Genomic DNA, 21,616 nt, shown 5'->3' on the forward strand with positions numbered 1-21,616 from the left:
GGGCATTCTCCAGGATTGAGTGGTTGCATTTTAAAACTTCTCGGCGTAGACTCCAAGTGGTTTTAATTTGAAACCACTTAATTGACCTCCCATGCGCGATACAACGACTCCCATCACGACAGCACTTCCTCCCACCCTCGTCTGGCTGTTTGCCACGGCGGCCGGCCTCAGCGTGGCCAATGTGTATTACGCCCAACCTTTACTCGCTACCTTGGCGCACGAGTTCGGCATGACGGAAGCGGCCAGCGGCATGGTCATCACGGCCACGCAGATCGGCTGCGCGCTGGCCCTGCTGCTGCTCGTGCCCTTGGGCGACATGCTGAACCGGCGCCGGCTGACCCTTTTCCAGCTGGGCATGCTGGCCATCACCCTGGTGGCGCTGGGCTGCGCCCGGTCCACGGCAGCCTTGCTGGGCGGCATGCTGATGGTCGGCTTGCTGGGCACGGCCATGACGCAGGGTTTGATCGCCTACGCGGCCAGCGCGGCGGCCAGCCATGAACGGGGAAGAGTCGTCGGCATGGCGCAGGGCGGCGTGGTGATCGGCTTGCTGCTGGCGCGCACCCTTTCCGGTGTCGTGGCCGATGTGGCCGACTGGCGCGCCGTGTATTTTGTTTCCGCCGCCATCGCTTGCGCCCTGTTGCTGCTGCTGTGGCGCATGCTGCCGCCGGCCAAGTCGCAAGGCCAGAAGCTCGCGTATGGCGCCCTGCTCGCCTCGATGCTGGACATGCTGCTGCACAACAAGGTGTTGCGCGTGCGTGGCATGCTGGCCCTGCTGATATTTGCTGTCTTCAATATTTTCTGGAGCGCCCTGGTGCTGCCCCTGACGGCGCAAGGCTATAGCCATGCGGCCATCGGCGCGTTTGGCCTGGTCGGCGTGATCGGTGCGCTGGGCGCGGCGCGCGCGGGCGCCATGGCGGACAAGGGCCGCGCGCAATGGACGACGGGTGCCGCCCTGCTGCTGTTGCTGGCCGCGTGGCTGCCGCTGGGCTTTGCCGGTGCGGCCCTGTGGCCGTTAATCGTCGGCATCATCGCGCTGGACCTGGCGGGCCAGGCCATCCACGTGACGAACCAGAGCCTGATTTTCAAGCAGGACAGCGACGCGCACAGCCGCCTGGTGGCGTGCTACATGCTGTTTTATGCGGTGGGAAGCGGACTCGGTGCGATTGCCGCCACCAGCGTGTATGCGCTGGCGGGCTGGCATGGGGTATGCGCGCTGGGCGCGGCGGTCAGCTTGCTCGCCCTGCTGTTCTGGCGGCTGACCTTGCCTGCTGAAAAAACCTAGTTCAGCATGGCCGTGGCGGAACCATGGCGGTAGGTTTTCAAGGCATCGGGCTGGATCTGGATCAGCGAACCGCTGACTTTAATCAGGTGCAAGTCCGTCAGCTGGTGCAGCACGCGCGACAGGGTGGCGGGCGCCAGGTTCAGGAACGATGCCAGCAGACTTTTCTTCAGGTCCAGCTTGACCTCGTTCGAACGCTGCTGGTCCGATGCCTGCAGCAAATACTCGACCACGCGCTGGGTGGCGTTCTGCACGGAGCAGCGCTCCACGTTGCGGATGAAACCCATCAGGTGGTGCGACAGGCTGTTCATCATCTGGCGCGCGATGCGGGGAGACTGGTCCAGCAGGCGCAGCAGTGCGTGTGGCGGAATGCGCAGCAACAGGCAGTGCTCGAGCGCTTCGGCGCAGAACGGATACGGTTCATCGAGGAAAATCATGGCTTCGCCAAAGCTCTGGCCCGGACGGATCAGCTCCAGAACCTTGTCGGTCCCTTCCATGGAAAACACGCTCAGCTTGACGAGGCCGAAGACCACCACGTAGGCGCCTTCCGCCACTTCGCCCTTGCGGAACAGCACTTTGCCTTTTTCCACTTCGACACGCACGACATCCTGGCGCAATTGCTCTAATTGCGAAGGGGAAATATGGCGGAACAGAGCCTGGCTCGACAGTAAGCCATCGACGTTGACCTTATGCATGACACTCTCTTATTAGATTAGCGAATGACTAAGAGTGTAATGCGCAGGCACGGTCAAGGCCATACGTCAAAGGAACTAGGGTTGTCTAGGCCGGAACGCCATGCAGATCAAACAATCGCGGATTCCTTGCCCGCTATTTGCGCTTTGTTTGATCTCTATTTGCTTAACTCACGCTCGACGGCGTAGACGGCGATCTGCACGCGGCTGCTGAGCTTAAGCTTTTTGAGGATGTTTTGCACGTGGATTTTCACCGTGCTTTCGGCCACGTCGAGCTGGCGCGCGATTTCCTTGTTGCTCAGTCCTTGCGCCAGGCAAGCCATGGCTTCGCGTTCGCGCGGCGTCAGCTTGTCATAGTCTTCCTGGGGCGCGTTTTGCCCCGCGCGGAATTGCGATACGAGCTTGGCCGTCATGGCGTCGGCGATCACGGATTCGCCGGCGGCGGCGCGGCAGATGGCCTGGCCCAGCTGCTCGGCTTCGATATTTTTCAGCAAATAGCCGCGCGCGCCCGCGCGCAGGGCCGCACCAAGGTCGGCCGCGTTTTCCGACACGGTCAGCATCAGCACCACCATCTGCGGCAGGTCCTGCAAGATCAGCTGCAGCGCCTCGACGCCAGTCACGCCGGGCATGTTCAAGTCCATCAGCACCACGTCGGGCTGCAGTTCGGCCGCCAGGCGCACGCCGTCCAGCCCGTTCGATGCCTCGCCCACCACCTGGAATTGAGGATTGCGCTGCAGCAGCAGCTTGACGCCGCTGCGCAGCAAGGTGTGGTCATCGACCAGCAGGATTTTGATTGGTGCGTTCACGTGTTTGTTGCCTGATAAAGATGATTCATTTGTTACGCGGCCTGGCGCCGGGCTGCCGGCAAGGCCAGCGAGATCGTCGTGCCGCCGCCGGGCGTGCTGTCGATGGCAAATTGCGCACCGAGCCGCTCGGCTCTTTCCTGCATGATACGCAAGCCGATCTGCAATTCCGTTTTCTTGTCGCGCAGGTTGGCGGCGAAGCCTTCGCCATCGTCGCGCACCTGCAGTGCAAAATCGCGCCCGTTGTCCACGCGCAGCGCCACGTTGCTCGCTTGCGCGTGCTTGCGGATATTCGACAGCGCTTCCTGCACGATGAACAGGATCTGCAACTGCTGCTCGGGCGCCAGCGGTGCGCCATTGCCGCTCATCTCCAAGGTGCCGATCACGCCCGTCTGCAGCTCGAACTTGGCCAGCACTTCCGACAGCTTGCTTTCAAGGTCGCTGCCATGCCAGCGCGTGCGGAAATTGACGAGTAATTCGCGCACGTCCTGGTAGCTTTGCTCGACGCCCATGCGCATCAGCGGCAACACTTCGGCCGCTTCGTCGAGCTGGCCGCGGCGCACGGAATCGTCGAGCATCTGCACTTGCAGGCTGATGAAGTTCAGGCTTTGCGCGATGCTGTCATGCAAGCCTTCGGCCAGCAGGCTGCGTTCGCGCGCCACGGCAAATTCCTTTTCGCGCGCGATCAGGCGCTGGTTTTCAATGGCGATGCCCAGGCTCTGGCCCAGGGTTTCCAGCCAGCCCTGCTGCTGCGCCTGCACGGCTTGCGGCTGCGCAAAGTGCAGCGAAAAGCTGCCGACCACCTGCTCGCGTGCAAGGATGGGAAAGACGGCGATGGCAATGAAACCTTCTTCCTGGCAACGGTAGCGCTGCAACGCTTCGACCTGGCGGAAATCGCGGATCTGGATCACGCCCTGCGCCACGGCCGCGCCGCACAGGCAATCGTTGTTGCGGATGCAGTGCTCCTCTTCCACCATGGCCTCGGAAATGCCCTCGTGCACGATGATGTGCACGGTGTCCTGCTGCGGATCGAGGATGCGCACGGTGCCGCCCTCGGCCTGCGCGAACTCCATCACGTGACGTAAAAAGCCACGGCACAGCGCATCGATGGCGTGCTGTCCCGCCAGCAAGGTGGAAATCTCGTGCAGGGTGGCCAGCTGGCGTTCCTGCGCGGCGCTCAGGCCCGATGCGGCTTGCGCCAGGCGGCGCTGGCGCCAGCGCGAGGCTGGAAGTTGTTTGCGGGAAGGTTGACTGCGCGGCGCATGCATGAAGAACTCGAATCTGAAAAGTGGTGCGCCCGGCAAGCGCTGCGGCCTGCCGGGCTGGTGAAGGTTACAAATGAATCTCGGTACCGAGCAGCTTGACGAACTGCGCCAGCCAGGCCGGATGCGCGGGCCAGGCGGGCGCCGTGACGAACTGGCCATCAGTGACGGCGTCCGTGACGGCGATGTCGGCATACGTGCCGCCTGCCAGTTTCACTTCCGGCGCACAGGCGGGATAGGCGGAAATGCGCTTGCCACGGATGACATCGGCGGCGGCCAGCAATTGCGCGCCATGGCAGACGGCGGCGACAGGCTTGCCCGCCTCGGCGAAATGGCGCACGGCGGCGATGACTTTCTCGTTCAGGCGCAGGTATTCGGGCGCACGGCCGCCGGCGATCATCACGGCGTCATAGTCGGCCGGATCGATCTCGTCGAAGCTGGCGTTCAGGGTGAACAGATGGCCCGGCTTTTCCGTGTAAGTCTGGTCGCCCTCGAAATCGTGGATGGCCGTCTTGATCGTCTCGCCGCTTTTCTTGCCGGGGCAGACGGCATGCACGGTATGACCGAGCATCAGCAGGGCCTGGAATGGCACCATCGTTTCATAATCTTCTGCAAAATCGCCGGTCAAAAACAGAATTTTTTTCGCTGCCATTTGGTTCTCCTATGAAAGATTGATCCCGCAAGACGTATCTTAGCGCGACTTGGCAGCCATACTGGATATTTATCAAACTTTTGCGCCTTGATCTAGGATTTTACAGGCTGAGGCGGAATTATTTGCAGCCTCGCCGGTCAAATCAAGCACACCTCGTTGAAAGGCAGGGCCATGGACAGCAGCACACTGATACGTATCTTCGACCATTTAGCCGATGCCGAGCGCGCCCGCAACCGGTTGCTGGCCGAGGGTTTCCCTTCGCACGCCGTACAGCTGGACGCGGGCGACGATGAAGCTGGCCCCGTGCAGGGCAATTTCACGGTCGGCAATTGCGACACCCTCACCAGCCGGCTGGAACGGACGATCAATACCCTGTTCGGCGGCGACAACCATATGTACCGGCGCAACTACGGCAAGACGGCGTTCCGCGGCATGGTCCGCCTGGTGGTGGCCACGCGCCACGCCGAGGAGCAGGAACGCGCGCACGCCATCCTGCAGACGTGCGGCGGCAGCGATATCGAACAGCGCACGGCCCGCTGCGGCCAGGACAGGCACGGCGGCGTGGCGGCCCTGTCGCGCTAGCCGGCGCACACAGCAAGGAGAACAAGCATGGATGTCACATGGGTGGTCGTGGCCGACAGCAGCCGCGCGCGGCTGTTTGCGCTGGGACAGCAAAACCAGCTGGGTGAGCTGCAAGATTTCGTCAATCCGGCGGGCCGCGAAAACGAGAACGCCTTGAACAGCGACGCCAGCGGACGCTTCGGCAGCGGCATGCGCGCGGGGACCCAGGCGGGCACGCAGGCGCACACAACCGAGCCGCGGGTGACGCCGGTCGAGCATGCGAACGCACAGTTTGCACGGCATATCGCGCAAGTGCTGCAGCAGGGCTTGCAGCAACAGCGCTACAGCAAGCTGTGCCTGGTCGCCGCACCGAAGTTCCTGGGGCAGTTGCGTCTAAGCCTCGATGCCCAGGTGGAAAAACGGCTCAGCCATGCCCTGGCCAGGGATGTCGCCAGCATGAACGTGCCCCAACTGGAAGCCTATTTGCAGCAAGCGCTGGACAGGAGCGGCGGCGACAGCTGAACGGCAGTGGCCTCATCGCCATCCGCAAGCGGGCACAATCTGTGGCAAGATCTGCGTTCTTTCTTTCAAAACCGGAACTTGCCATGATTTTTGAAATTGCCCACATCCAGATCAAATCGGCCACGCACGCAGCCTTCGAAGCGGCCGTGACGAAAGCCGTCCCCCTGTTCCAGCGCGCACGCGGCTGCGAGTCGATGCGCCTCGAGCGCTCGATCGAAAATAGCGATGCCTACCGCCTGGTGGTGGGCTGGACAACCCTGGAAGACCATACCGTGCATTTCCGCGGCAGCGACGACTTCCAGGCATGGCGCGGCCTGGTCGGTGAATTTTTCGCCGCCCCGCCGCAGGTCGAGCACATGGATACGGTGGTCACAGGCTTCTAGACCGGCACCTACACTGCGGGGTGGTGAAAGACCTGTCGCAGGTAGGCGAGGAAGGTCTCATCCTTGCACAGGGTCTTGCCCGGCGAATCCGACAGTTTCGCCACGGACTGGCCATTGCAGCGCACCAGTTTCATGACGATGTTGAGTGGCGTCAAGCCGACATCGTTGGTGAGATTGGTGCCGATGCCAAAGCCCGTCATGATGCGGTCGGCGAAATGCTGGTACAGGGCAAACGCCTTGTCCAGGTCCAGGCCGTCGGAAAACACGAGGCGCTTGGTATTGGCGTCGATACGCAGGGCCGCGTAGTGGGCCAGCGCCTTCTCGCCCCACTCGACGGGATCGCCCGAATCGTGGCGCAAACCGTCGAACAGCTTGGCGAAATACAGGTCGAAGTCGGCCAGGAAAGCATCCATGCCGACCACGTCGGTCAAGGCAATGCCCAGATCGCCCCGGTATTCCTGCACCCAGTCTTCCAGTGCCGCCTTTTGAAAGTCGCGCAGGCGCACGCCGAACGACTGGAACGATTGCATGTATTCATGCGCCATGGTGCCGATCGGCACGATGCCCAGCTTTTTCGCCAGGTAGACATTCGACGTGCCCTTGAAATACTCGGGCACTTCGCGCGCCAGGCGCTGCACCACTTCGTCGTGCCAGGCGCCGGAAAAACGCCGGCGCACGCCGAAGTCGGAAAATTCAAATGGATGCTTGCGCCGCGGCAGCTTGCCGAATTCCTTGACGGCTTCCACTTTCAAGCCCAGGCGATGGCGCCCTTCGCGCATGGCCGCATCGAGGTCGAAGCGGCGGAAATACAGTTCGTTGATGATGTACAGCACGAAAATCTCGAAGCCCATCACATGCACTTGCGGCCCGGCCGCGTGCACGAGCAAGGTGTCGCCATCCGTGCTCACGTCGATGAACTTGCGCTGGAAGCGGAACACCGTCAGGAAGTCAACGAAGTCGCTCTTCATGAAGCGCAGGGTGCGCAGATAAGCCAGCTCGTCGTCGGCAAACGACATCGAGCACAGGTGGTCGAGCTGTTCTTCCAGCTCGCCCTTCAATTCGGCCAGGGGAAAGGCCGTGGCGTTGCGGCAGACAAATTCGTATTCGGTATGGGTATTCGGATGACCGTGCAGCAATGCTTGCCACATTGTAAATTTATACAGATCGGTTTCCAGCAAACTGCGCACTATCGGGGTCATGTGTGTTTTCTCCAACTTCCTGAAGCCAGAATAGTACGCCACCGCAAGCATTTCAGCAGGGTTCGCTTGCAGGAAAGCATTAATCGCTTGCGTTTGCCAACAACTCGGGCAAAACGTCGGCGGATGTCGCCAGCCGCACGCCGCGCTCGTGCATGGCCGCAAGGAAATCGCGCTGCTGTGCTTCAAAGCCCGTGACGGGGCTCATGCAGTCCGTCAGCAGCACCAGCCGCGACAGGGCCGTCTTGCCTTGCTGCGCTTCCAGGTAGTCGGCGATGTGCTCGGTGCTGGCTTTCACGCAGTGGCTGCCCGCTTCGCCGGTGACATAAATCTGCTGTGCCGGCAGCAAGGTGGCGAGGAAATCCAGGTTGAGCTGGGTGGCCGCATCCTGCGCATCGGGCACTTCCGCCATGACGGCCGAGTAATGCTCGGTCCACGGATTGGAACCCTTGCTCAGCTTGGCGACCACTTGCAGGTGATCCACTTCCCACGCGTTGTAGGCGGCGCGCACGGCCGCGTGGATATTCTGGCCCCAGCTGCCGATCTCGCAGTGCACGGGCCACACCATCAGCTGATAGCGCCCCGCTTGCTGCAAGGCATCGAGGTAAGCCAGCGCACGCGGCAAGGCATCGCTGGCGGCGGGCAGGAACAAGCGGTCGCGCACCTGCTGCGCCGTGATCTGCGTGAACGGCGGCACCGCGCCGCCATCGCCCGTGCGCCAGAAGGCGGGGTGGGCAATGTCGTAGCGGTGGTGGGCGTCGAGCGTCACGCTGATCTGCGTCAGGCCATTGCCCCCTTCGCGGATCAACTGCGCCACGCGCAGCATGTCGGCGTGGGCGCCGGGCACGGCCAGGGACGGCGCGGCGCCGGCAGGCAGCCATTCGGCGGGCAGGTCGCAAAAATCGTTTTGCGGGTCGATGACAAGCAGGTGCAGCTGGCGTTTCATGGCGGTCCTCGTGCGTGGCGGGAACTTGCATGATAATGGCAACATCGCCATCACGCCAATCCCGGGCCCGCCATGCACCTTCCACATCGCAATAACTTGCGTCCAAACAAATTACTCAACAGCAAATGGACGGCGGTGACGCCCGTCAACAAGGAAAAACATTTTCTCGTCATCAAGGTGTGCGCCGCAGCCACGCCAGATGAACCCGTCACGCACGTGGAACTGGAAGCCGTGCATTCGGGCCACGTGCAGATCCTGCCCTGGCGCGCGCTGCAGGATGCGGCGCAGTGGCATCAGGGGTGGAAGACGTAACGGCGCTGGCGCCGCTCGACTAGCTGCAATGCCACCTCGGCCGCTTCGCTGACGGCTTCGGCTTCCGTCGCAAACGGATGGTCGGCCAGCACGCGGTGCTTTTTGACGATATTGTTCCTGTGCATGGGATTGCTCGATGGGGTGTACAGGGACACATAGGCGCCCCACAGTTTGCAACCGCGTAAGGGTTCCGCCGTGTAATTTATTTCATACGTATCAACGTACTTTATCGGCACGATGTTTGCTCCAAAAATGACATCCCCGGGTAGCCTGTCTCAACGGCCCTACCCGGCGTAGGGTTGGAATACATGCAATCGCGCTTGCTCAGGATACTGACTCACTTATCTGCTTTTTATTACGCGGCACAGGGAAAAACTTGAACGCCGACCTCACCTTGAGGCATGGCGGCACGCCCACTGAAAGTATAGACGATGCGAAAAAATTATGAGAAGGCAACTCTGTACTGAACGCCGCTGGCGCCTGCCCTATTTCGCCGCCTCGGCCGCGGCATGCATGGACCAGACGACGCTGAGGATTTTCCATTGACCATCGCGCTTGACCATCTGCCACGCTTCGACGCCATAGTTGGACAATTTGTCGCCGACGAGGAATTCGTAGTCGAAGTTGACCCACGCGACATGGCGGTCCTGGGTGATCTTGACGTTGTAGAATTTTTCTTCCGTGCGCAGGGGTTCGCGCTTGATGTAGTTGGCGAAACCGACGTAGCCGGCCGCCGCGACGCCGTCGAAGTGGACGTCCGTCGTGTCGCGCATTTTCTGGATGAAAGCGTCATCGGCCGGCGAGGCGAACAGGATGTTCGTGTGCAGCATCAGCGACGACAGCCGCTTGACATCCTTGGCGATCAGCGCCGCCTGGAAGTCGGCGACGACTTTTTCAATGGCGCGGATATCCTCGGGCGTGGAGGCGTGGCGGCCCACGTGGGACGGCGCGGGAGGCGCGGTCTGTGCCAGCGCAATACCTGCTGAAAACAAAGAACATCCGAACAATACTGCACTGGCCAACTGGTGGTGCATGAGGGACTTTCATGGCGAACGGCTCGCCGGCCTGGCACGGGGCGTGCCGCCGGCAAGCTTATGCCAAGCATGCCAGCTTGGCAATCCCTCGAAAGGCGTATATCAGGCAGCCAGGGCTTCGATCGACGCGCGGCCCTTGGCGATCGCGCTGGTGACGGCGTCCTCGCCCATGGCCACGCCTTCGGCTTGCACGAACTCGATGTCCGTGATGCCGATGAAGCCCAACGCCGTGCGCAGATAGGTGCTCAGGTAGTCATACGCGGCGCCCGGGCCTTCGCTGTAGACGCCGCCGCTGGCCGTGAAAATCACGGCTTTCTTGCCCGTGGCCAGGCCGACGGGGCCATTGGCCGTGTACTGGAAGGTTCGGCCCGCGCGCGCCACGTGGTCGATCCACGCTTTCAGGGTCGAGGGCACGGAAAAGTTGTACATGGGCGCGGCCAGCACCAGCACGTCGGCGGCCAGCAATTCATCGACCAGGGTATCGGACAATTGCACGGCCGCGGCCGCCTGCGCGCTGCGCTGCTCGGCCGGCGTGAAGAAGGCGCCCATCACCTCTTCCGTCAGGTGCGGCACCGGTTGCGCGGCCAGGTCGCGCACGACGATGGTGTCGCCTTGCGCGGCCAGTTTGGCGACGAATTCGCCCGACAGTTGACGCGACAGGGAACCGCTGTTGCGCACGCTGCTATTGATGTGTAGTACGTTTGCCATGATGCACTCCTTCAAGAACGATAGATGGGGGTGCGGCGTTTGCTGCACTTGCACACATCATAGTTCGGGTCTACTATCGATGAAACCGTGTAAATATAAATGGTTAGCATCGAATTTTTAGATATGGAGTTGTCATGAGAGAACCGGGCCAGCCTTCGCTCGACCAGTTGCGCGTCTTCGTCGCCGTCATCGACGCGGGCGGTTTCGCCCACGCGGCGCGCCAGCTGCACCGCACGCAATCGGTGATCAGCTACACCATCGCCAACCTGGAAGAACAGCTGAACGTGGTGCTGCTCGACCGTGGCAAGCGCAAGCCCACCCTGACGGACGCGGGCAAGGCCCTGCTCGCCGACGCGCGGGCCGTGGCGCTGAAGGTCGATGGCATGCGCGCGCGGGCCAAGGCGCTGGCCGGCGGGCTCGAGGCGGAAGTGTCGGTGGTGGTCGACGTGATGTTTCCCACCTGCGTGCTGGTGCGCGTTCTCGAAGCGTTCCAGGCACAGTTCCCCACCGTCGCCCTGCGCCTGCGCATCGAAGCGATGGGCGCCGTGGCGCAGCTGGTGATGGATGGCAGCTGCCACATCGGCCTCGGTGGCTGGATGACGGCCATGGCCAGCGTCTTCGAGCGTATGGCCGTCGGCCATGTGCGCCTGATCCCCGTGGCCGCGCCCAGCCACGCGCTGGCGCAGCTGGCCGGGCCGATTGCCTCGAGCGTGGCGCGCGAACACGTGCAGCTGGTACTCAGCGACCGCAGCGTGCTGACGGAGGGCCAGGATTTCGGCGTGCTGGGATTACGCAACTGGCGCCTGGGCGACCTCGGTTCCAAGCACGCGCTGCTGCGCGCCGGCCTGGGCTGGGGCAACATGCCCGAAGCGATGGTGCGCGAGGACCTGGCCGAAGGCCGTTTGGTGCACCTGCCGCTGGCCGTCGACAATGGCGAGAATTACCCGATTTATTTGATCCAGCGCGCCGACACGCCGCCGGGGCAGGCGGGCAAGTGGCTGACGGAGCGGTTTGCGGAGCAGTTGCCGTTGCTGGTGCAGGGCTTCTAGAAAAAGTGGGCCACAGGTATGATTAGCCCCCCAACGGCAGACACTGGGGTCAGTCCCTGCGGGATCGCAACCCGTCCCATTGGGACGGGTTGCCCCTGAGGGTCCGACCCCGGCCTTACTTGGGTCAACTTTCAATTACAAGGATTCACATGGCCGGCATCGACGACTTCGTCAACAAACAAAAACCTGGCGCGCGCTTCGTCATCACGGCGCAGATGCTGCGCATGACGCCGCAGCAGTTCGACTCGCTGGCGCAGGAATGGATGGAAGACGGCGGCCCCGGCTTCGACGTGGCCGGCATACCGCACCGCGTCGTCGTCGACGGGCAGTTCTATATCGGCAGGATCACCGTGCAGCGGCACGGCGAGCCTGCCTGAGGCCTACTCGACGCCCAGCACGTGCAGGCGCCGGCGCAGGCGCGCCACTTCTTCCGACAGGTCAACCACCAGCGCGGCCAGTTCGGCGTTCGCGTCGAACACGGATTCGATTTCATGCAGGCGGCGCGCACGCACCAGGTCCAGACTCGTGAAGCGCCAGGCCGTCAGCTGGCCCGCCGGCGGGCCGTCCTGCAGCAGCACACCCGTCCGCACGTGCTGCACCACCCAGTCCGGCTCCACGGCGCAGGCGCGCGCCAGCTCTTCCAGGCTCAGGGCACGGTCTTCCAGCAATTCGCCAATTACCTTGTTTGTCATGATCTAGCCTCCCAGCTTCTGGCGCGGATTGAAAGCCATCTCGCGCGCCATGGTTGCATACAGTTCGCGCGCCTTGTCGTCGTTCGCCGGCGGCAGCACCACTTCCAGCAGCAGATACAGGTCGCCCGGCTGGGCAGCGGGAATGCCGCGTCCCTTCAGGCGCAGCTTGCGCCCCGTCTGCGAATTGGGCGGCACGGTGACGGTCACCGTGCCCGATGGCGTGGGCACGTCGATGTCGCCGCCCAGCGCCGCTTCCCATGGCGTGACGGGCACCGTCTCGAAGACGTCGCGCCCTTCCACCTTGTAGCGCGCATCGGGACGGAAGCGGATTTCCAGGTATAAATCGCCGGCGGGCGCGCCACCGCTGCCTGGATTGCCCTGCCCCTTCATGCGCAGCTGCTGGCCTTCCGTGACGCCTTTCGGTATCGTCACTTCCAGGGTGCGCTCGCGCGTCACCACGTGGCCTTGCGCATCCGCTTCGGGCACGCGCATGACGATGTGGCGCTTGGCGCCCTGGTAGCTGTCCTGCAGGTCGATGGTGATGGCGGCGTGGCTGTCCTCGCCCTGCATCTGGAAGGTGCTGTTGGCGCGGCGCCGTCCGCCCACGTGGGCGAACAGGTCGGCAAAGAAATCGCTGTCGTCGGCGCCCGACGATTCGTAGCCCGCACCCCAGTCCGGCGGCGGCCGGAATGGCTGGCCTTGTGCGCCAGGGTTGCGGCCCAGTTCATCGTAGGCCGCGCGCTTTTCCGCGTCGCCCAGCACGCCGTAGGCCTCGTTCAGGGCCTTGGTGCGCTTGTCGGCGTCCGGCTCCTTGCTGACATCGGGATGGTATTTGCGCACCAGCTTGCGGTACGCTTTCTTGATATCGGCCTCGGACGCCGTCTTCTCGACGCCAAGTTCCTTGTAGTAGTCCTTGTATTCCACCGTGCCTGCTCCCCATGGTTGAAGTGCCTATGGGAAGAGTACACGAATTGGTCAAAGGACAGCGTGCGCACAATACAGCGCCGCCCGGCGGCGGGATCAGCGCACGCGGCGCACCGAAGAAATGCGGCGGTCGAGGCCACCGTGCAGGCGGCCGTAGCTGCCTGGTCCCATCACCACGCAGCGGCCGCGGAAGTTGGCGTCGACGCAGAATTCCCAGCGGCCGTAATTGACGACGACCGATTCGGCGCGGTCATTGAAACCATAGCGGCTCAAGTCGTGCACTTCGCGGTCCAGGCGCACGGGGCGGCCGCGCATGCCGGCGTCGGGGAACAGCAGCACGGTGCCATTCGCGTCGGGACGGTGGCCGCCGCCGTGGCCATGACCGGGATAACCGGGATAGGGGCGATCCGGCTCAGGACGCGGCGGGCGCGGCGGATACGGTCGGTGATCGCCGCCGCCATGACCCGGGCGGCCCACTTCGCGCACGGAGGAAACGGCGTCGTTCATGCCCGGCATGCTGCCGTAGCGGCCAGGTCCGAAAGTACGGCAGTTACCACGGTAATTGGCGTCCTTGCACACTTCCCACGTGCCCGAGCGCACGATGATGCTCGAGGCCTTGTCGTTAAAGCCCATGCGCGACAGGTCGCCCGTGTCGTAACGCAGGGTCACGGGACGGCCGCGGAAACCGGCGTCCTCGAACAGGGTGATTTCGCCCGCGGATGCGGCAAGCGGGGCGAGCAAGGTGGCGGCGCACAACAGCGCGGGCCGGAAAGATAAAACCATGACAACTCCAATACTGATGACATTTTCGCCAGTGTAGACCAGGCGGCAGGCGGCGAGTGTAACAAAGGGCAAGCAAATGTCAGCGCACGGCAGCGAATGTAAAAACCGCCTGGCGGGATGAACCCGGCAGGCGGCCTGTCTGCATGGCGGCAGAAGAAAATCAGCGTACGCGGCGCAGCGAGGAAATCTGGTTTTCCATGGCGTTCAGGCGGCCGTATTCGCCCGGCCCGATCACTTCGCAGCGGCCATGGAAGTTCGAATCGCTGCACACTTCCCACTGGCCATCGTTGACGACGATGGACGAGGCGCGGTCGTTGAAGTTGTAGCGCACCAGGTCTTCCGCATTGCGGTCCAGCGCCAGCGGTTCGCCGCGCATGCCCGCTTCGGGGAACAGCAGCACGGCGCCGCGCTGCTGGTACTGCGGCTGCTGGTATTGCGGATATTGCGGCTGGTCGTACTGCGGCCGCTGGTACTGGTTATCGTACTGCTGCTGGCGGCGCGCTTCGCGCTCGTCGACCATGCGCGCCGACGAGACGCGCCCATCGAGGCCGCGTCCCAGGTCGTCGTGGCGGCCAGGGCCGAAGATGCGGCATACGCCGTTGTAGTTCGAATCGCTGCACAGCTGCCAGTAGCCGTTATAGACGACGATGCTGCTGGTGCGGTCGTTGAAACCGATATTGACGAAATCGTCCGTGTCGCGGTTCAGGCGCGCCGAGCCGCCATTCTGGCCCGCGCCCGAATACACTTCCAGGGTGCCGCCACGGCCATAGCCGCCGCCATGGCCCCGGTCGGGATCGCGTCCGGGACGTCCCGGGTTGTAGCCATCGCCGCGCCCCGACTCGCGCACCGAACTGATGGCGTCGTTCATGCCCGGCATCGAGCGGTATTCGCCCGGCCCCAGGGTGCGGCAATTGCCGCGGAAACCGGCATCGGTACACACGTCCCAGGTACCCGAGCGCACCAGGATGCTCGACGCCTTGTCGTTGAAACCCATGCGCGACAGATCGTCCGTCGTCTCGCGCAGGTTCACTGCGCGGCCACGCAGATCAACATCTTCGAACAAGGTGATATCGCCCGCATGGGCGGCCGCATGGGCCCCCAGCGAGAGCAGCAAGGTGGCCGCGCATGCCAGCGTGTGTTTGAAAGGGCCCGTCATGATTAACTCCATTCTTCATTCTTTGGTGATGATTTGCCTGGCCAAAACGCCAGGATGCTAGTGTAACAAATACAAGGCTGCGGGAAGGCCCGATCATGCATTCAGTACAGGCGGCGTAGCGAGGAAATGCGCTTGTCGAGCGCCGTGTCCAGCACTTCATACTTGCCCGGCCCCATGCGCTCGCAGCTGCCGTTGAACTGCGAGTTCGTGCAGACTTCCCAGGTGCCTTCGTTGATGGCGATGGATTCGGCCTGGTCGTTGAAGTTCAGGAGCACCAGGTCGCTGACGTCGCGGTTCACCTGCAGCCCCCGCCCCTTCAGGTATGCGCGGCCATACAGCACCACCAGGCCCTCGTCATTTTGCGGACGGTTTTCCTCGCGCGGATCGACCAGGCGCGCCGACGACACGCGCCCATTCAGGCTACCCAGATCATCGTGGCTGCCAGGCCCGAATACGCGGCAGCTGCCATGGTAGTTGGAATCGCTGCACAACTGCCAGTAGCCGTACTCGACGCGCGCGCTGCTGGCGCGGTCGTTGAAACCGATGTCGACCAGGTCGTCGCGGTCCGAATTCACGCCCGCCGACGCGCCGCGCTGGCCGCCGCCGGCGTACAGCTCCAGCGCCGCGCGGCGTCCATTGCCGCTGCCACCGCCCTGCCCGGCGCCGATTTCGCGCACGGATGAAATTTTATCGTTCATGCCCGGCATCGAGCGGTAGTCGCCCCTTTCCAGGGTCTTGCAATCGCCCTTGAAATCGCCATGCGTGCACACTTCCCAGCTGCCCGAATCGACCTGGATGCTCGAGACGGTGTCATTGAAATTGACGCGCGACAAGTCGTCCGTCGTATCGCGCAAGACCACGACGCGTCCCTTGAAATTGTCATCGGTGTACAGACGGATCTCGCCGGCCTGCGCCGCGAGATGGACAAACAGCGAACTGGCGCACAGCAGAGCAAAGGCGAACGGGCGATTCATGGGAAGGTCTCCGGTGGCGGCAAAGGCAAGTGATCGACATGACAACTGATGTCAGTGTAGCCATCCGTAGAAAAAACGGTGTAACAAAGTATGGTAAAAGCACAATAAATTGTTACCAAAAGCAATAGCCGGCCCTGCACGAACCGGTTATTGCAATTTGAGATGCTAACTGACCCGCATCAGCGCACTTCGCGCACCGACGAGATGCGGTTGCTCATGCGCTCCAGGCTCGCGTACTCGCCCGGTTCCAAGGTGCGGCAGCGGCCACGGAAGCCCACGTCCTCGCACACTTCCCAATAGCCGGAGCGCACGCGCACGCTTTGCACCGTGTCGTTGAAGTCGCGCTCGCGCAAGTCGGCCGAAGCGTTGCGCACGCTCAAGCTGCGGCCGACGAAATCGTCGCGCGTATAGAAGGTCAGTTCGCCGCCCAGCGAGCGCCCTGGCAAATGGCCGCGCTCCCGGTCGCGTTCCCAGCGGCCGTCCCGGTCTCGCCCACGGTCACGATCACGGCCCGGATGACCATCCCAGCCGCCGCGCACTTCGCGCAGCGACGTGATCTTGTTGGCGCGGTCGTCAAGCGACGGATACTCGCCCGCCTCAAGCAGGAAGCAATCGCCGCGGAAATCGGCTTCCTCGCACGCTTCCCAGCGGCCCGAGCGCACGCGGATGCTTTGCGTCGTGTCGTTGAAACGGACGTCTTCCAGGTCGGCGACGGCATCGCGCACGGTCTGCGAGCGGCCGTGATAATCGTCGCGCGAATACAGGGTCAGTTCGCCGGCGCCGGCCAGTTCGGCCGTCATGGCGGCGCCCAGCAACAGCGCGCAGTTCAGGGTGTGTCTCAGCATGGTCTTGCTCCATAGTCAGGGTACTGCGGTTGACTATTTGGTCATTTTGCCAAATAGAGCGCGCAGTCTATCCGCGACTGGCCCACTTAGCTGTAACAAATGATTACCGTGCCCCAGCGCCCGGGGCGCCACGGCGGACAAGCACGGCGAATGCCGGTAGAATCTTGTGTTTAGTCAAGCTTTCCGCCCATGCCACACACTACCTCGTTCACCCTGCCCGCCATCCGCACTGAAGTCTCGTCGCTGTGGAAGCTGGCCTGGCCCATCCTGATCGGCCAGCTGGCCACCGTCGGCATGGGCGCGGCCGACGTGGCGATGACGGGCCATACGAATCCCGAGGAACTGGCGGCCGTGTCGCTGGGCGCGGCCATCTGGTCCATCGTGCTCGTCACGGTGAGCGGCATCATGATGGCGATCAATACCCTGGTGGCGCATGAAATCGGCGCCGCGCGCCACGACAGAGTGCCGCACATCGTGCGCCAGTCGCTGTGGAAGGCGCTGCTCGTGGGACTGGTCGCCTGTCTGCTGACGAACATGGCGGCGCTCGTGTTCGACCATCTGATGCTCGAACCGGCCGTGGCAGCCAAAGCCAAGCTGTTCGTGCACATCATCAGCTGCGCGCTGCCGCCATTCGCCGCCTATCGCGCGCTGTACGGCTACAGCACCAGCATCAACCAGACCAAGCCCGTGATGGTGATCGCGCTGGCCGCGCTGGCGCTGAACATTTTCGTCAACTACCTGCTGATCTACGGCCACTGGGGCATGCCGAAGCTCGGCGGCGTGGGCTGCGCCGTGGCCACCACCTGCTGCGTGTGGATGATGTTGCTGGCCATGCTGGCCTGGATCAGGATCGCGCCCGCCTACCGCGCCACGTATCCGTTCACGCACTGGGAATGGCCGCAGCTGTCGTCCATCGGCCCCATGCTGCGCCTGGGCCTGCCCATCGGCGTCACCTACTTTGCCGAAGTGAGCGCCTTTGGCGTCATCAGCCTGCTGGTGGCGCGCTTCGGCGTGATCCAGGTGTCGGCGCACCAGATCGCCCTGAATTTCTCGTCCGTCGTCTTCATGGTGCCGCTCACGTTCGGCATCGCGCTCGTCACCCGCGTGGGCCACGCCGTGGGCGAAGCCAATTTGCGCAAGGCCCGCTTCATTTCCTGGGTGGGCGTGGCCATGTCGCTGACGGCGGCCATCGTCTCGGCCGCCGTCATCACCCTCTTCCGCCACCAGATCGCGCAAGCCTACACGTCCGACCCGCAAGTGCAGGCGCTGTGCGCGCAGCTGCTGCTGTTCGCCGCCCTATTCCAGCTGTCCGACGCGACGCAGGTGGCCACGTCCTGCGCCATCCGCGGCTACAAGGTGACGCGCCAGCCGATGCTGATCCAGCTGCTGGCCTTCTGGGGCTTCTCGCTGCCGATCGGCTATGTACTGGGCCTCGCGCCGGCTGGCTTCATCTGGTCGCCGGCCGAACCGATGGCCGCCGCCGGTTTCTGGATCGGCCTCGTCACGGGCTTGACGGTGGCCGCCGTGCTGTTGACCTGGTATCTGAACCGGCTGTCGCTGCAGCGCCTGCGCGCGGTGCCATAACTTTCAAGGAATTCGCCATGCCGCAGCCGCGCCCCTTCAGGCAAGTCGATGTCTTCAGCAGCCTGCCTTTCATGGGCAATCCGCTGGCCGTGGTGCTCGACGCCGACGGCCTCGATACCGCGCAGATGCAGGCGATCGCGCGCTGGACGGGCCTGTCGGAAACCACCTTCGTGCTGGCGCCGCACGATCCGGCAGCCGACTACCGCGTGCGGATTTTTTCACCCGAGATGGAATTCCCGTTCGCCGGCCACCCGACCCTGGGCACGGCGCACGCCCTGCTCGACTCCGGCATGCAGCCGAAAGGCGCGCGCATCGTGCAGGAATGCGGCGTCGGCCTGGTGCACATTGAACAGCAGGCGGGCGGCGGGCTGGCGTTCCAGGCGCCGCCCTGCACGGCGCGCGCGCTCGAACCCACTCTGCTGCCGCTGCTGCAAACCGCGCTGGCCGGCACGCCGGCCGCTGCCGGCACCGTCGTCGACATGGGCATCCGCTGGCTGTGCGTGTCGCTGGCAAGCGCCGCCGCCTGCCTGGCCGTGCGTGTCGATATCGCATCGCTGACGGCCTTGCTGGCCGCAGCCGGAGCGGACGGCCTGGCGCTGTACGGCCCGCACGCTGCGGGCGGGCCGGCCGATTACGAAGTGCGCGCGCTGCTCAGCGAACATGGCGCGCTGGTGGAAGACCCCGTCACGGGCAGTGCCAACGCCTGCATCGCGCACCTGCTGGCCGGTGGCGACTACACTGTCCGCCAGGGCACCTGCCTGCAGCGCGACGGCCGCGTGTCCGTCAGCTTCCGCGATGGTCAAGCCTGGATAGGCGGCGCCTGCCTTTGCGTCGTCACGGGGTCGATATTGGCCTGAACCGGGCAAAGCGCCATCGAATGGATGGTGCCTGGATATTTTTCACGAAGGAAATACGGCCAGCACGCCCATATTCCGTGGCCGGGGCTATCGCATAAAGAGGCACGCTCTGGTATCGTCTTACGCTTAGGCAACGCTCAAGTACGCCTATGCATGCAGTGCCCTTCATTCTTCCAACTACCGAGACATCCATGCGTTTTATTCTTTGTTTTCTGGCCGCGATGGCCAGCGTTCCCGCATCGGCTGAAAAGCTGACCCTGGAACGCATCCACGCCGATCCGGCGCTGGCCGGCCCCGGCGTGCGCAACCTGAAGGTGTCGCCCGACGGCGAGCGAGTCACGTTCCTGCGCGGCCGCGCCGACAACCAGTTCCAGCTCGACCTGTGGGAATTCAAGCTGAAGGACAAGAGCACGCACCGCCTGGTCGACTCGAAGGCGCTGGTGCCGAATGAAACGATTTCGCCCGAAGAGCAGGCGCGCCGCGAACGCGAGCGCACGGCCAGCCTGAACGGCATTCTCAGCTACAGCTGGTCGCCCGACGGCAAGCAGCTGCTGGTGCCGCTGGCCGGCAATCTGTACCTGGTCGACGCGGCCCACCCTGACAAGGCGCGCCTGGTCGCCAAGGGCAATGTGCTCGACCCGAAAATCTCGCCGAAAGGCCGCTACGTCTCGTTCGTGCGCGACCAGAACATCTATGTGATCGACCTGAAGTCGGGCCAGGAACGCCAGCTGACGACCGATGGCAAGGGCACGATACGCAACGGCGAAGCCGAATTCGTGGCGCAGGAAGAAATGGGCCAGCGCACCGGCTACTACTGGGCTCCCGACGATTCCGCCATCGCCTACAAACGCTACGACGAAGCGCCGGTGCCCGTCGTGCGCCGCTTTGAAATCTTCGCCGACCGCACGGACGTCGTCGAGCAGCGCTACCCTGCCGCCGGCGACCCGAACGTGCTGGTGCAGCTGCTGATCGTCTCGCCGGAAACGGGCACGCAGCGCCAGGTGGACCTGGGCACGAACCCGGACATCTACCTGGTGCGCGCCGACTGGAGCGCGGACAGCAAGTCGCTCGTGTACCAGCGCCAGTCGCGCGACCAGAAGACCCTCGACCTGGTCGCCGTCGATGCCGGTACTTTGGCGCAGCGCACCCTGCTGACGGAAACGTCAACAACCTGGGTCAGCATCCATGACGACCTGCGCTTCCTGTCGAACGGCACCTTCCTGTGGTCGTCCGAGCGCACGGGCCGCAATCACCTGTATTTGTACGACATGAGCGGCAAGCTGCTGCACCCGGTCACATCCGGCGCATGGGGCATCGACAGCGTGCTGGCCGTGAACCAGAAAACCGGCAAGGTGTTTGTCGCGTCGAACCGCGACGCCGTGATCGACAAGCAGACCTACGCGCTGGCGCTCGATGGCAGCACGGCCGACAAGCCGCAGCGCGTGACGAAAGCCGATGGCTGGCACGACACGACGTTCTCGCGCAATGGCGAAGTCTTCGTCGACACGTATTCGGACCCGGCCACGCCGCCGCAAGTGAGCATCCGCCGCCCGGACGGCGCCATGGTGGGCTGGCTGGAAGAAAACGCGCTGAATGCCAGCCACCCGTACGCTAAATACAAGGCGGACCACCTGCCGACGGAGTACGGCACCCTGAAGGCCAACGATGGCCAGACGCTGTACTATTCGATCGTCAAGCCGTCGAACTTCGACGCAAGCAAACGCTATCCCGTCTACCTGTCGACGTATGGCGGCCCGCACTCGCAGCACGTGGCTCGCCGCTGGGGCAACAACTTCGACCAGTACATGGCGCAGCAGGGCTTTGTCGTCTTCCGCCTCGATAACCGCGGTTCGTCGCGCCGCGAGCGCGCGTTCACGGACGCCATCTATCACAACCTGGGCGCGGCCGAAGTGGCGGACCAACTGGTGGGCATCGACTGGCTGGGCAAGCAAAGCTTCGTCGATGCCAAACGCATCGGCGTGTTCGGCTGGAGCTATGGCGGCTTCATGACCCTGCGCCTTCTGTCGGCAGCGTCCGACAAGATCGCCATGGGCGTCTCTGTAGCGCCCGTGACCGACTGGTCGCTGTACGACACCCACTACACGGAGCAATTCCTCGGCATGCCGAAGGAAAACGTCGATGGCTACAAGGCCAGCACCGTGTTCGCCCACCTCGACGGCCTGAAGTCGCCGCTGCTGCTGGTGCACGGCATGGCCGACGACAACGTCTTGTTCAGCAACAGCACGCGTTTGATCGACGCGCTGGTGAACCGCGGCGTGCAGTTCGACCTGATGACGTACCCGGGCGCCAAGCACGGCATCTCGTCGCGCGCGGGCCAGCGCCACGTGTACAAGAAAATCGAGATGTTCTTCAAGCAGAACCTGGGCGTAGCGAAGTAAAGC

At 63.5% G+C, this 21,616-nt stretch carries 25 protein-coding genes; 10 read left to right on the top strand and 15 right to left on the bottom strand.

Annotated elements, in window-relative coordinates; translation table 11 throughout:
- The first annotated feature begins 91 nt into the window (after nt 1-91).
- The gene (locus tag V3C40_RS11245; protein WP_331777463.1) at nt 92-1,282 is read left to right on the top strand and encodes an MFS transporter; all 1,191 of its coding nucleotides are present in this window, start codon (nt 92-94) and stop codon (nt 1,280-1,282) included.
- On the opposite strand, the gene V3C40_RS11250 is transcribed toward V3C40_RS11245, so the two are convergent.
- The 4 genes from V3C40_RS11250 to V3C40_RS11265 all read right to left on the bottom strand — a co-directional run bounded on the left by V3C40_RS11250 (nt 1,279) and on the right by V3C40_RS11265 (nt 4,688).
- Nucleotides 1,279-1,974 (bottom strand): Crp/Fnr family transcriptional regulator, encoded by a 696-nt coding sequence (locus tag V3C40_RS11250; protein WP_034759676.1) that lies wholly within the window; start codon nt 1,972-1,974, stop codon nt 1,279-1,281. The two genes, V3C40_RS11245 and V3C40_RS11250, sit on opposite strands and share 4 nt — an antisense overlap.
- Before the next feature lie 155 nt (nt 1,975-2,129).
- Entirely contained in the window at nt 2,130-2,777 is a 648-nt protein-coding gene (locus V3C40_RS11255; protein WP_034759680.1) for a response regulator, read from the bottom strand.
- Between the two features lie 32 nt (nt 2,778-2,809).
- The gene (locus V3C40_RS11260) at nt 2,810-4,042 is read right to left on the bottom strand and encodes a GAF domain-containing sensor histidine kinase (RefSeq protein ID WP_034759687.1); all 1,233 of its coding nucleotides are present in this window, start codon (nt 4,040-4,042) and stop codon (nt 2,810-2,812) included.
- A 64-nt stretch (nt 4,043-4,106) separates the two neighbouring features.
- Nucleotides 4,107-4,688 carry a DJ-1/PfpI family protein gene (locus V3C40_RS11265; protein WP_058051378.1) on the bottom strand — a complete coding sequence of 194 codons (582 nt, stop codon included), beginning with the start codon at nt 4,686-4,688 and terminating at the stop codon, nt 4,107-4,109.
- Between the two features lie 171 nt (nt 4,689-4,859).
- Here V3C40_RS11265 and V3C40_RS11270 point away from each other — a divergent pair, with 171 nt between their 5' ends.
- The 3 genes from V3C40_RS11270 to V3C40_RS11280 all read left to right on the top strand — a co-directional run bounded on the left by V3C40_RS11270 (nt 4,860) and on the right by V3C40_RS11280 (nt 6,154).
- Nucleotides 4,860-5,270, top strand: coding sequence for a hypothetical protein (locus tag V3C40_RS11270; protein ID WP_331777464.1), 411 nt, complete (start codon nt 4,860-4,862; stop codon nt 5,268-5,270).
- Nucleotides 5,271-5,297: 27 nt separating this feature from the next.
- Complete coding sequence (locus V3C40_RS11275; protein ID WP_331777465.1) at nt 5,298-5,771, top strand: host attachment protein; 474 nt, start codon at nt 5,298-5,300, stop codon at nt 5,769-5,771.
- An 83-nt stretch (nt 5,772-5,854) separates the two neighbouring features.
- Nucleotides 5,855-6,154: an antibiotic biosynthesis monooxygenase family protein gene (locus V3C40_RS11280; protein ID WP_034759700.1), complete on the top strand. Its 300-nt coding sequence runs from the start codon at nt 5,855-5,857 to the stop codon at nt 6,152-6,154.
- A gap of 8 nt (nt 6,155-6,162) precedes the next feature.
- Here V3C40_RS11280 and pncB read toward each other — a convergent pair whose 3' ends face one another.
- Nucleotides 6,163-7,353, bottom strand: a complete 1,191-nt coding sequence (gene pncB, locus V3C40_RS11285; RefSeq protein WP_070303660.1) for a nicotinate phosphoribosyltransferase — start codon at nt 7,351-7,353, stop codon at nt 6,163-6,165.
- Between the two features lie 79 nt (nt 7,354-7,432).
- Nucleotides 7,433-8,296 (bottom strand): cysteine hydrolase, encoded by an 864-nt coding sequence (locus tag V3C40_RS11290; protein WP_331777466.1) that lies wholly within the window; start codon nt 8,294-8,296, stop codon nt 7,433-7,435.
- A 72-nt stretch (nt 8,297-8,368) separates the two neighbouring features.
- On the opposite strand from V3C40_RS11290, the gene V3C40_RS11295 reads away from it, so the two are divergent.
- Complete coding sequence (locus tag V3C40_RS11295; RefSeq protein WP_331777467.1) at nt 8,369-8,608, top strand: TIGR02450 family Trp-rich protein; 240 nt, start codon at nt 8,369-8,371, stop codon at nt 8,606-8,608.
- Here V3C40_RS11295 and V3C40_RS11300 read toward each other — a convergent pair.
- From V3C40_RS11300 to V3C40_RS11310, 3 genes are all read right to left on the bottom strand, one after another.
- On the bottom strand, nt 8,590-8,733 hold the full coding sequence (locus V3C40_RS11300; protein ID WP_217916871.1) for a hypothetical protein: 144 nt from the start codon (nt 8,731-8,733) through the stop codon (nt 8,590-8,592). The two genes, V3C40_RS11295 and V3C40_RS11300, sit on opposite strands and share 19 nt — an antisense overlap.
- 360 nt (nt 8,734-9,093) lie before the next feature.
- Nucleotides 9,094-9,600 (bottom strand): nuclear transport factor 2 family protein, encoded by a 507-nt coding sequence (locus V3C40_RS11305; RefSeq protein ID WP_331777468.1) that lies wholly within the window; start codon nt 9,598-9,600, stop codon nt 9,094-9,096.
- A 144-nt stretch (nt 9,601-9,744) separates the two neighbouring features.
- Complete coding sequence (locus V3C40_RS11310; RefSeq protein WP_058051372.1) at nt 9,745-10,350, bottom strand: FMN-dependent NADH-azoreductase; 606 nt, start codon at nt 10,348-10,350, stop codon at nt 9,745-9,747.
- 134 nt (nt 10,351-10,484) lie between these two features.
- On the opposite strand from V3C40_RS11310, the gene V3C40_RS11315 reads away from it, so the two are divergent.
- Together V3C40_RS11315 and V3C40_RS11320 are read left to right on the top strand one after the other, a co-directional pair.
- Nucleotides 10,485-11,399 (top strand): LysR family transcriptional regulator, encoded by a 915-nt coding sequence (locus V3C40_RS11315; RefSeq protein ID WP_331777469.1) that lies wholly within the window; start codon nt 10,485-10,487, stop codon nt 11,397-11,399.
- Nucleotides 11,400-11,548: 149 nt separating this feature from the next.
- Nucleotides 11,549-11,776 carry a hypothetical protein gene (locus V3C40_RS11320; RefSeq protein ID WP_219329284.1) on the top strand — a complete coding sequence of 76 codons (228 nt, stop codon included), beginning with the start codon at nt 11,549-11,551 and terminating at the stop codon, nt 11,774-11,776.
- A 3-nt stretch (nt 11,777-11,779) separates the two neighbouring features.
- On the opposite strand, the gene V3C40_RS11325 is transcribed toward V3C40_RS11320, so the two are convergent.
- The 6 genes from V3C40_RS11325 to V3C40_RS11350 form a co-directional block, all read right to left on the bottom strand.
- Complete coding sequence (locus V3C40_RS11325) at nt 11,780-12,091, bottom strand: MerR family transcriptional regulator (RefSeq protein WP_070303663.1); 312 nt, start codon at nt 12,089-12,091, stop codon at nt 11,780-11,782.
- Nucleotides 12,092-12,094: 3 nt separating this feature from the next.
- Nucleotides 12,095-13,015 carry a DnaJ C-terminal domain-containing protein gene (locus V3C40_RS11330; RefSeq protein ID WP_072454394.1) on the bottom strand — a complete coding sequence of 307 codons (921 nt, stop codon included), beginning with the start codon at nt 13,013-13,015 and terminating at the stop codon, nt 12,095-12,097.
- 96 nt (nt 13,016-13,111) lie between these two features.
- Complete coding sequence (locus tag V3C40_RS11335; RefSeq protein ID WP_331777470.1) at nt 13,112-13,798, bottom strand: beta/gamma crystallin-related protein; 687 nt, start codon at nt 13,796-13,798, stop codon at nt 13,112-13,114.
- 160 nt (nt 13,799-13,958) lie between these two features.
- Nucleotides 13,959-14,954 carry a beta/gamma crystallin-related protein gene (locus V3C40_RS11340; protein ID WP_070303666.1) on the bottom strand — a complete coding sequence of 332 codons (996 nt, stop codon included), beginning with the start codon at nt 14,952-14,954 and terminating at the stop codon, nt 13,959-13,961.
- 101 nt (nt 14,955-15,055) lie between these two features.
- Entirely contained in the window at nt 15,056-15,928 is an 873-nt protein-coding gene (locus V3C40_RS11345; protein WP_331777471.1) for a beta/gamma crystallin-related protein, read from the bottom strand.
- A gap of 179 nt (nt 15,929-16,107) precedes the next feature.
- Nucleotides 16,108-16,773, bottom strand: a complete 666-nt coding sequence (locus tag V3C40_RS11350; protein ID WP_331777472.1) for a beta/gamma crystallin family protein — start codon at nt 16,771-16,773, stop codon at nt 16,108-16,110.
- Between the two features lie 189 nt (nt 16,774-16,962).
- Between V3C40_RS11350 and V3C40_RS11355 the strand changes: the two genes are divergently transcribed.
- The 3 genes from V3C40_RS11355 (at nt 16,963) to V3C40_RS11365 (ending at nt 21,613) form a co-directional block, all read left to right on the top strand.
- Entirely contained in the window at nt 16,963-18,357 is a 1,395-nt protein-coding gene (locus tag V3C40_RS11355) for an MATE family efflux transporter (protein ID WP_219329272.1), read from the top strand.
- 17 nt (nt 18,358-18,374) lie between these two features.
- Nucleotides 18,375-19,214 (top strand): PhzF family phenazine biosynthesis protein, encoded by an 840-nt coding sequence (locus tag V3C40_RS11360; protein WP_331777473.1) that lies wholly within the window; start codon nt 18,375-18,377, stop codon nt 19,212-19,214.
- A 191-nt stretch (nt 19,215-19,405) separates the two neighbouring features.
- Nucleotides 19,406-21,613: a S9 family peptidase gene (locus V3C40_RS11365; protein WP_331777474.1), complete on the top strand. Its 2,208-nt coding sequence runs from the start codon at nt 19,406-19,408 to the stop codon at nt 21,611-21,613.
- Nucleotides 21,614-21,616 lie beyond the last annotated feature (3 nt).

Source organism: Janthinobacterium sp. LS2A (assembly GCF_036543145.1).
In the GTDB taxonomy this organism is placed as follows: Bacteria; Pseudomonadota; Gammaproteobacteria; order Burkholderiales; family Burkholderiaceae_D; genus Janthinobacterium; species Janthinobacterium aestuarii.

Coding starts and splice junctions, on each gene's coding strand:
- V3C40_RS11275 (WP_331777465.1), top strand. CDS start 5,298: ATGGATGTCACATGGGTGGTCGTGGCCGACAGCAGCCGCGCGCGGCTG.
- V3C40_RS11280 (WP_034759700.1), top strand. CDS start 5,855: ATGATTTTTGAAATTGCCCACATCCAGATCAAATCGGCCACGCACGCA.
- V3C40_RS11365 (WP_331777474.1), top strand. CDS start 19,406: ATGCGTTTTATTCTTTGTTTTCTGGCCGCGATGGCCAGCGTTCCCGCA.
- V3C40_RS11320 (WP_219329284.1), top strand. CDS start 11,549: ATGGCCGGCATCGACGACTTCGTCAACAAACAAAAACCTGGCGCGCGC.
- V3C40_RS11300 (WP_217916871.1), bottom strand. CDS start 8,733: ATGCACAGGAACAATATCGTCAAAAAGCACCGCGTGCTGGCCGACCAT.
- V3C40_RS11260 (WP_034759687.1), bottom strand. CDS start 4,042: ATGCATGCGCCGCGCAGTCAACCTTCCCGCAAACAACTTCCAGCCTCG.
- pncB (WP_070303660.1), bottom strand. CDS start 7,353: ATGACCCCGATAGTGCGCAGTTTGCTGGAAACCGATCTGTATAAATTT.
- V3C40_RS11360 (WP_331777473.1), top strand. CDS start 18,375: ATGCCGCAGCCGCGCCCCTTCAGGCAAGTCGATGTCTTCAGCAGCCTG.
- V3C40_RS11340 (WP_070303666.1), bottom strand. CDS start 14,954: ATGACGGGCCCTTTCAAACACACGCTGGCATGCGCGGCCACCTTGCTG.
- V3C40_RS11355 (WP_219329272.1), top strand. CDS start 16,963: ATGCCACACACTACCTCGTTCACCCTGCCCGCCATCCGCACTGAAGTC.
- V3C40_RS11350 (WP_331777472.1), bottom strand. CDS start 16,773: ATGCTGAGACACACCCTGAACTGCGCGCTGTTGCTGGGCGCCGCCATG.
- V3C40_RS11315 (WP_331777469.1), top strand. CDS start 10,485: ATGAGAGAACCGGGCCAGCCTTCGCTCGACCAGTTGCGCGTCTTCGTC.
- V3C40_RS11245 (WP_331777463.1), top strand. CDS start 92: ATGCGCGATACAACGACTCCCATCACGACAGCACTTCCTCCCACCCTC.
- V3C40_RS11290 (WP_331777466.1), bottom strand. CDS start 8,296: ATGAAACGCCAGCTGCACCTGCTTGTCATCGACCCGCAAAACGATTTT.
- V3C40_RS11265 (WP_058051378.1), bottom strand. CDS start 4,688: ATGGCAGCGAAAAAAATTCTGTTTTTGACCGGCGATTTTGCAGAAGAT.
- V3C40_RS11270 (WP_331777464.1), top strand. CDS start 4,860: ATGGACAGCAGCACACTGATACGTATCTTCGACCATTTAGCCGATGCC.
- V3C40_RS11345 (WP_331777471.1), bottom strand. CDS start 15,928: ATGAATCGCCCGTTCGCCTTTGCTCTGCTGTGCGCCAGTTCGCTGTTT.
- V3C40_RS11325 (WP_070303663.1), bottom strand. CDS start 12,091: ATGACAAACAAGGTAATTGGCGAATTGCTGGAAGACCGTGCCCTGAGC.
- V3C40_RS11295 (WP_331777467.1), top strand. CDS start 8,369: ATGCACCTTCCACATCGCAATAACTTGCGTCCAAACAAATTACTCAAC.
- V3C40_RS11310 (WP_058051372.1), bottom strand. CDS start 10,350: ATGGCAAACGTACTACACATCAATAGCAGCGTGCGCAACAGCGGTTCC.
- V3C40_RS11250 (WP_034759676.1), bottom strand. CDS start 1,974: ATGCATAAGGTCAACGTCGATGGCTTACTGTCGAGCCAGGCTCTGTTC.
- V3C40_RS11335 (WP_331777470.1), bottom strand. CDS start 13,798: ATGGTTTTATCTTTCCGGCCCGCGCTGTTGTGCGCCGCCACCTTGCTC.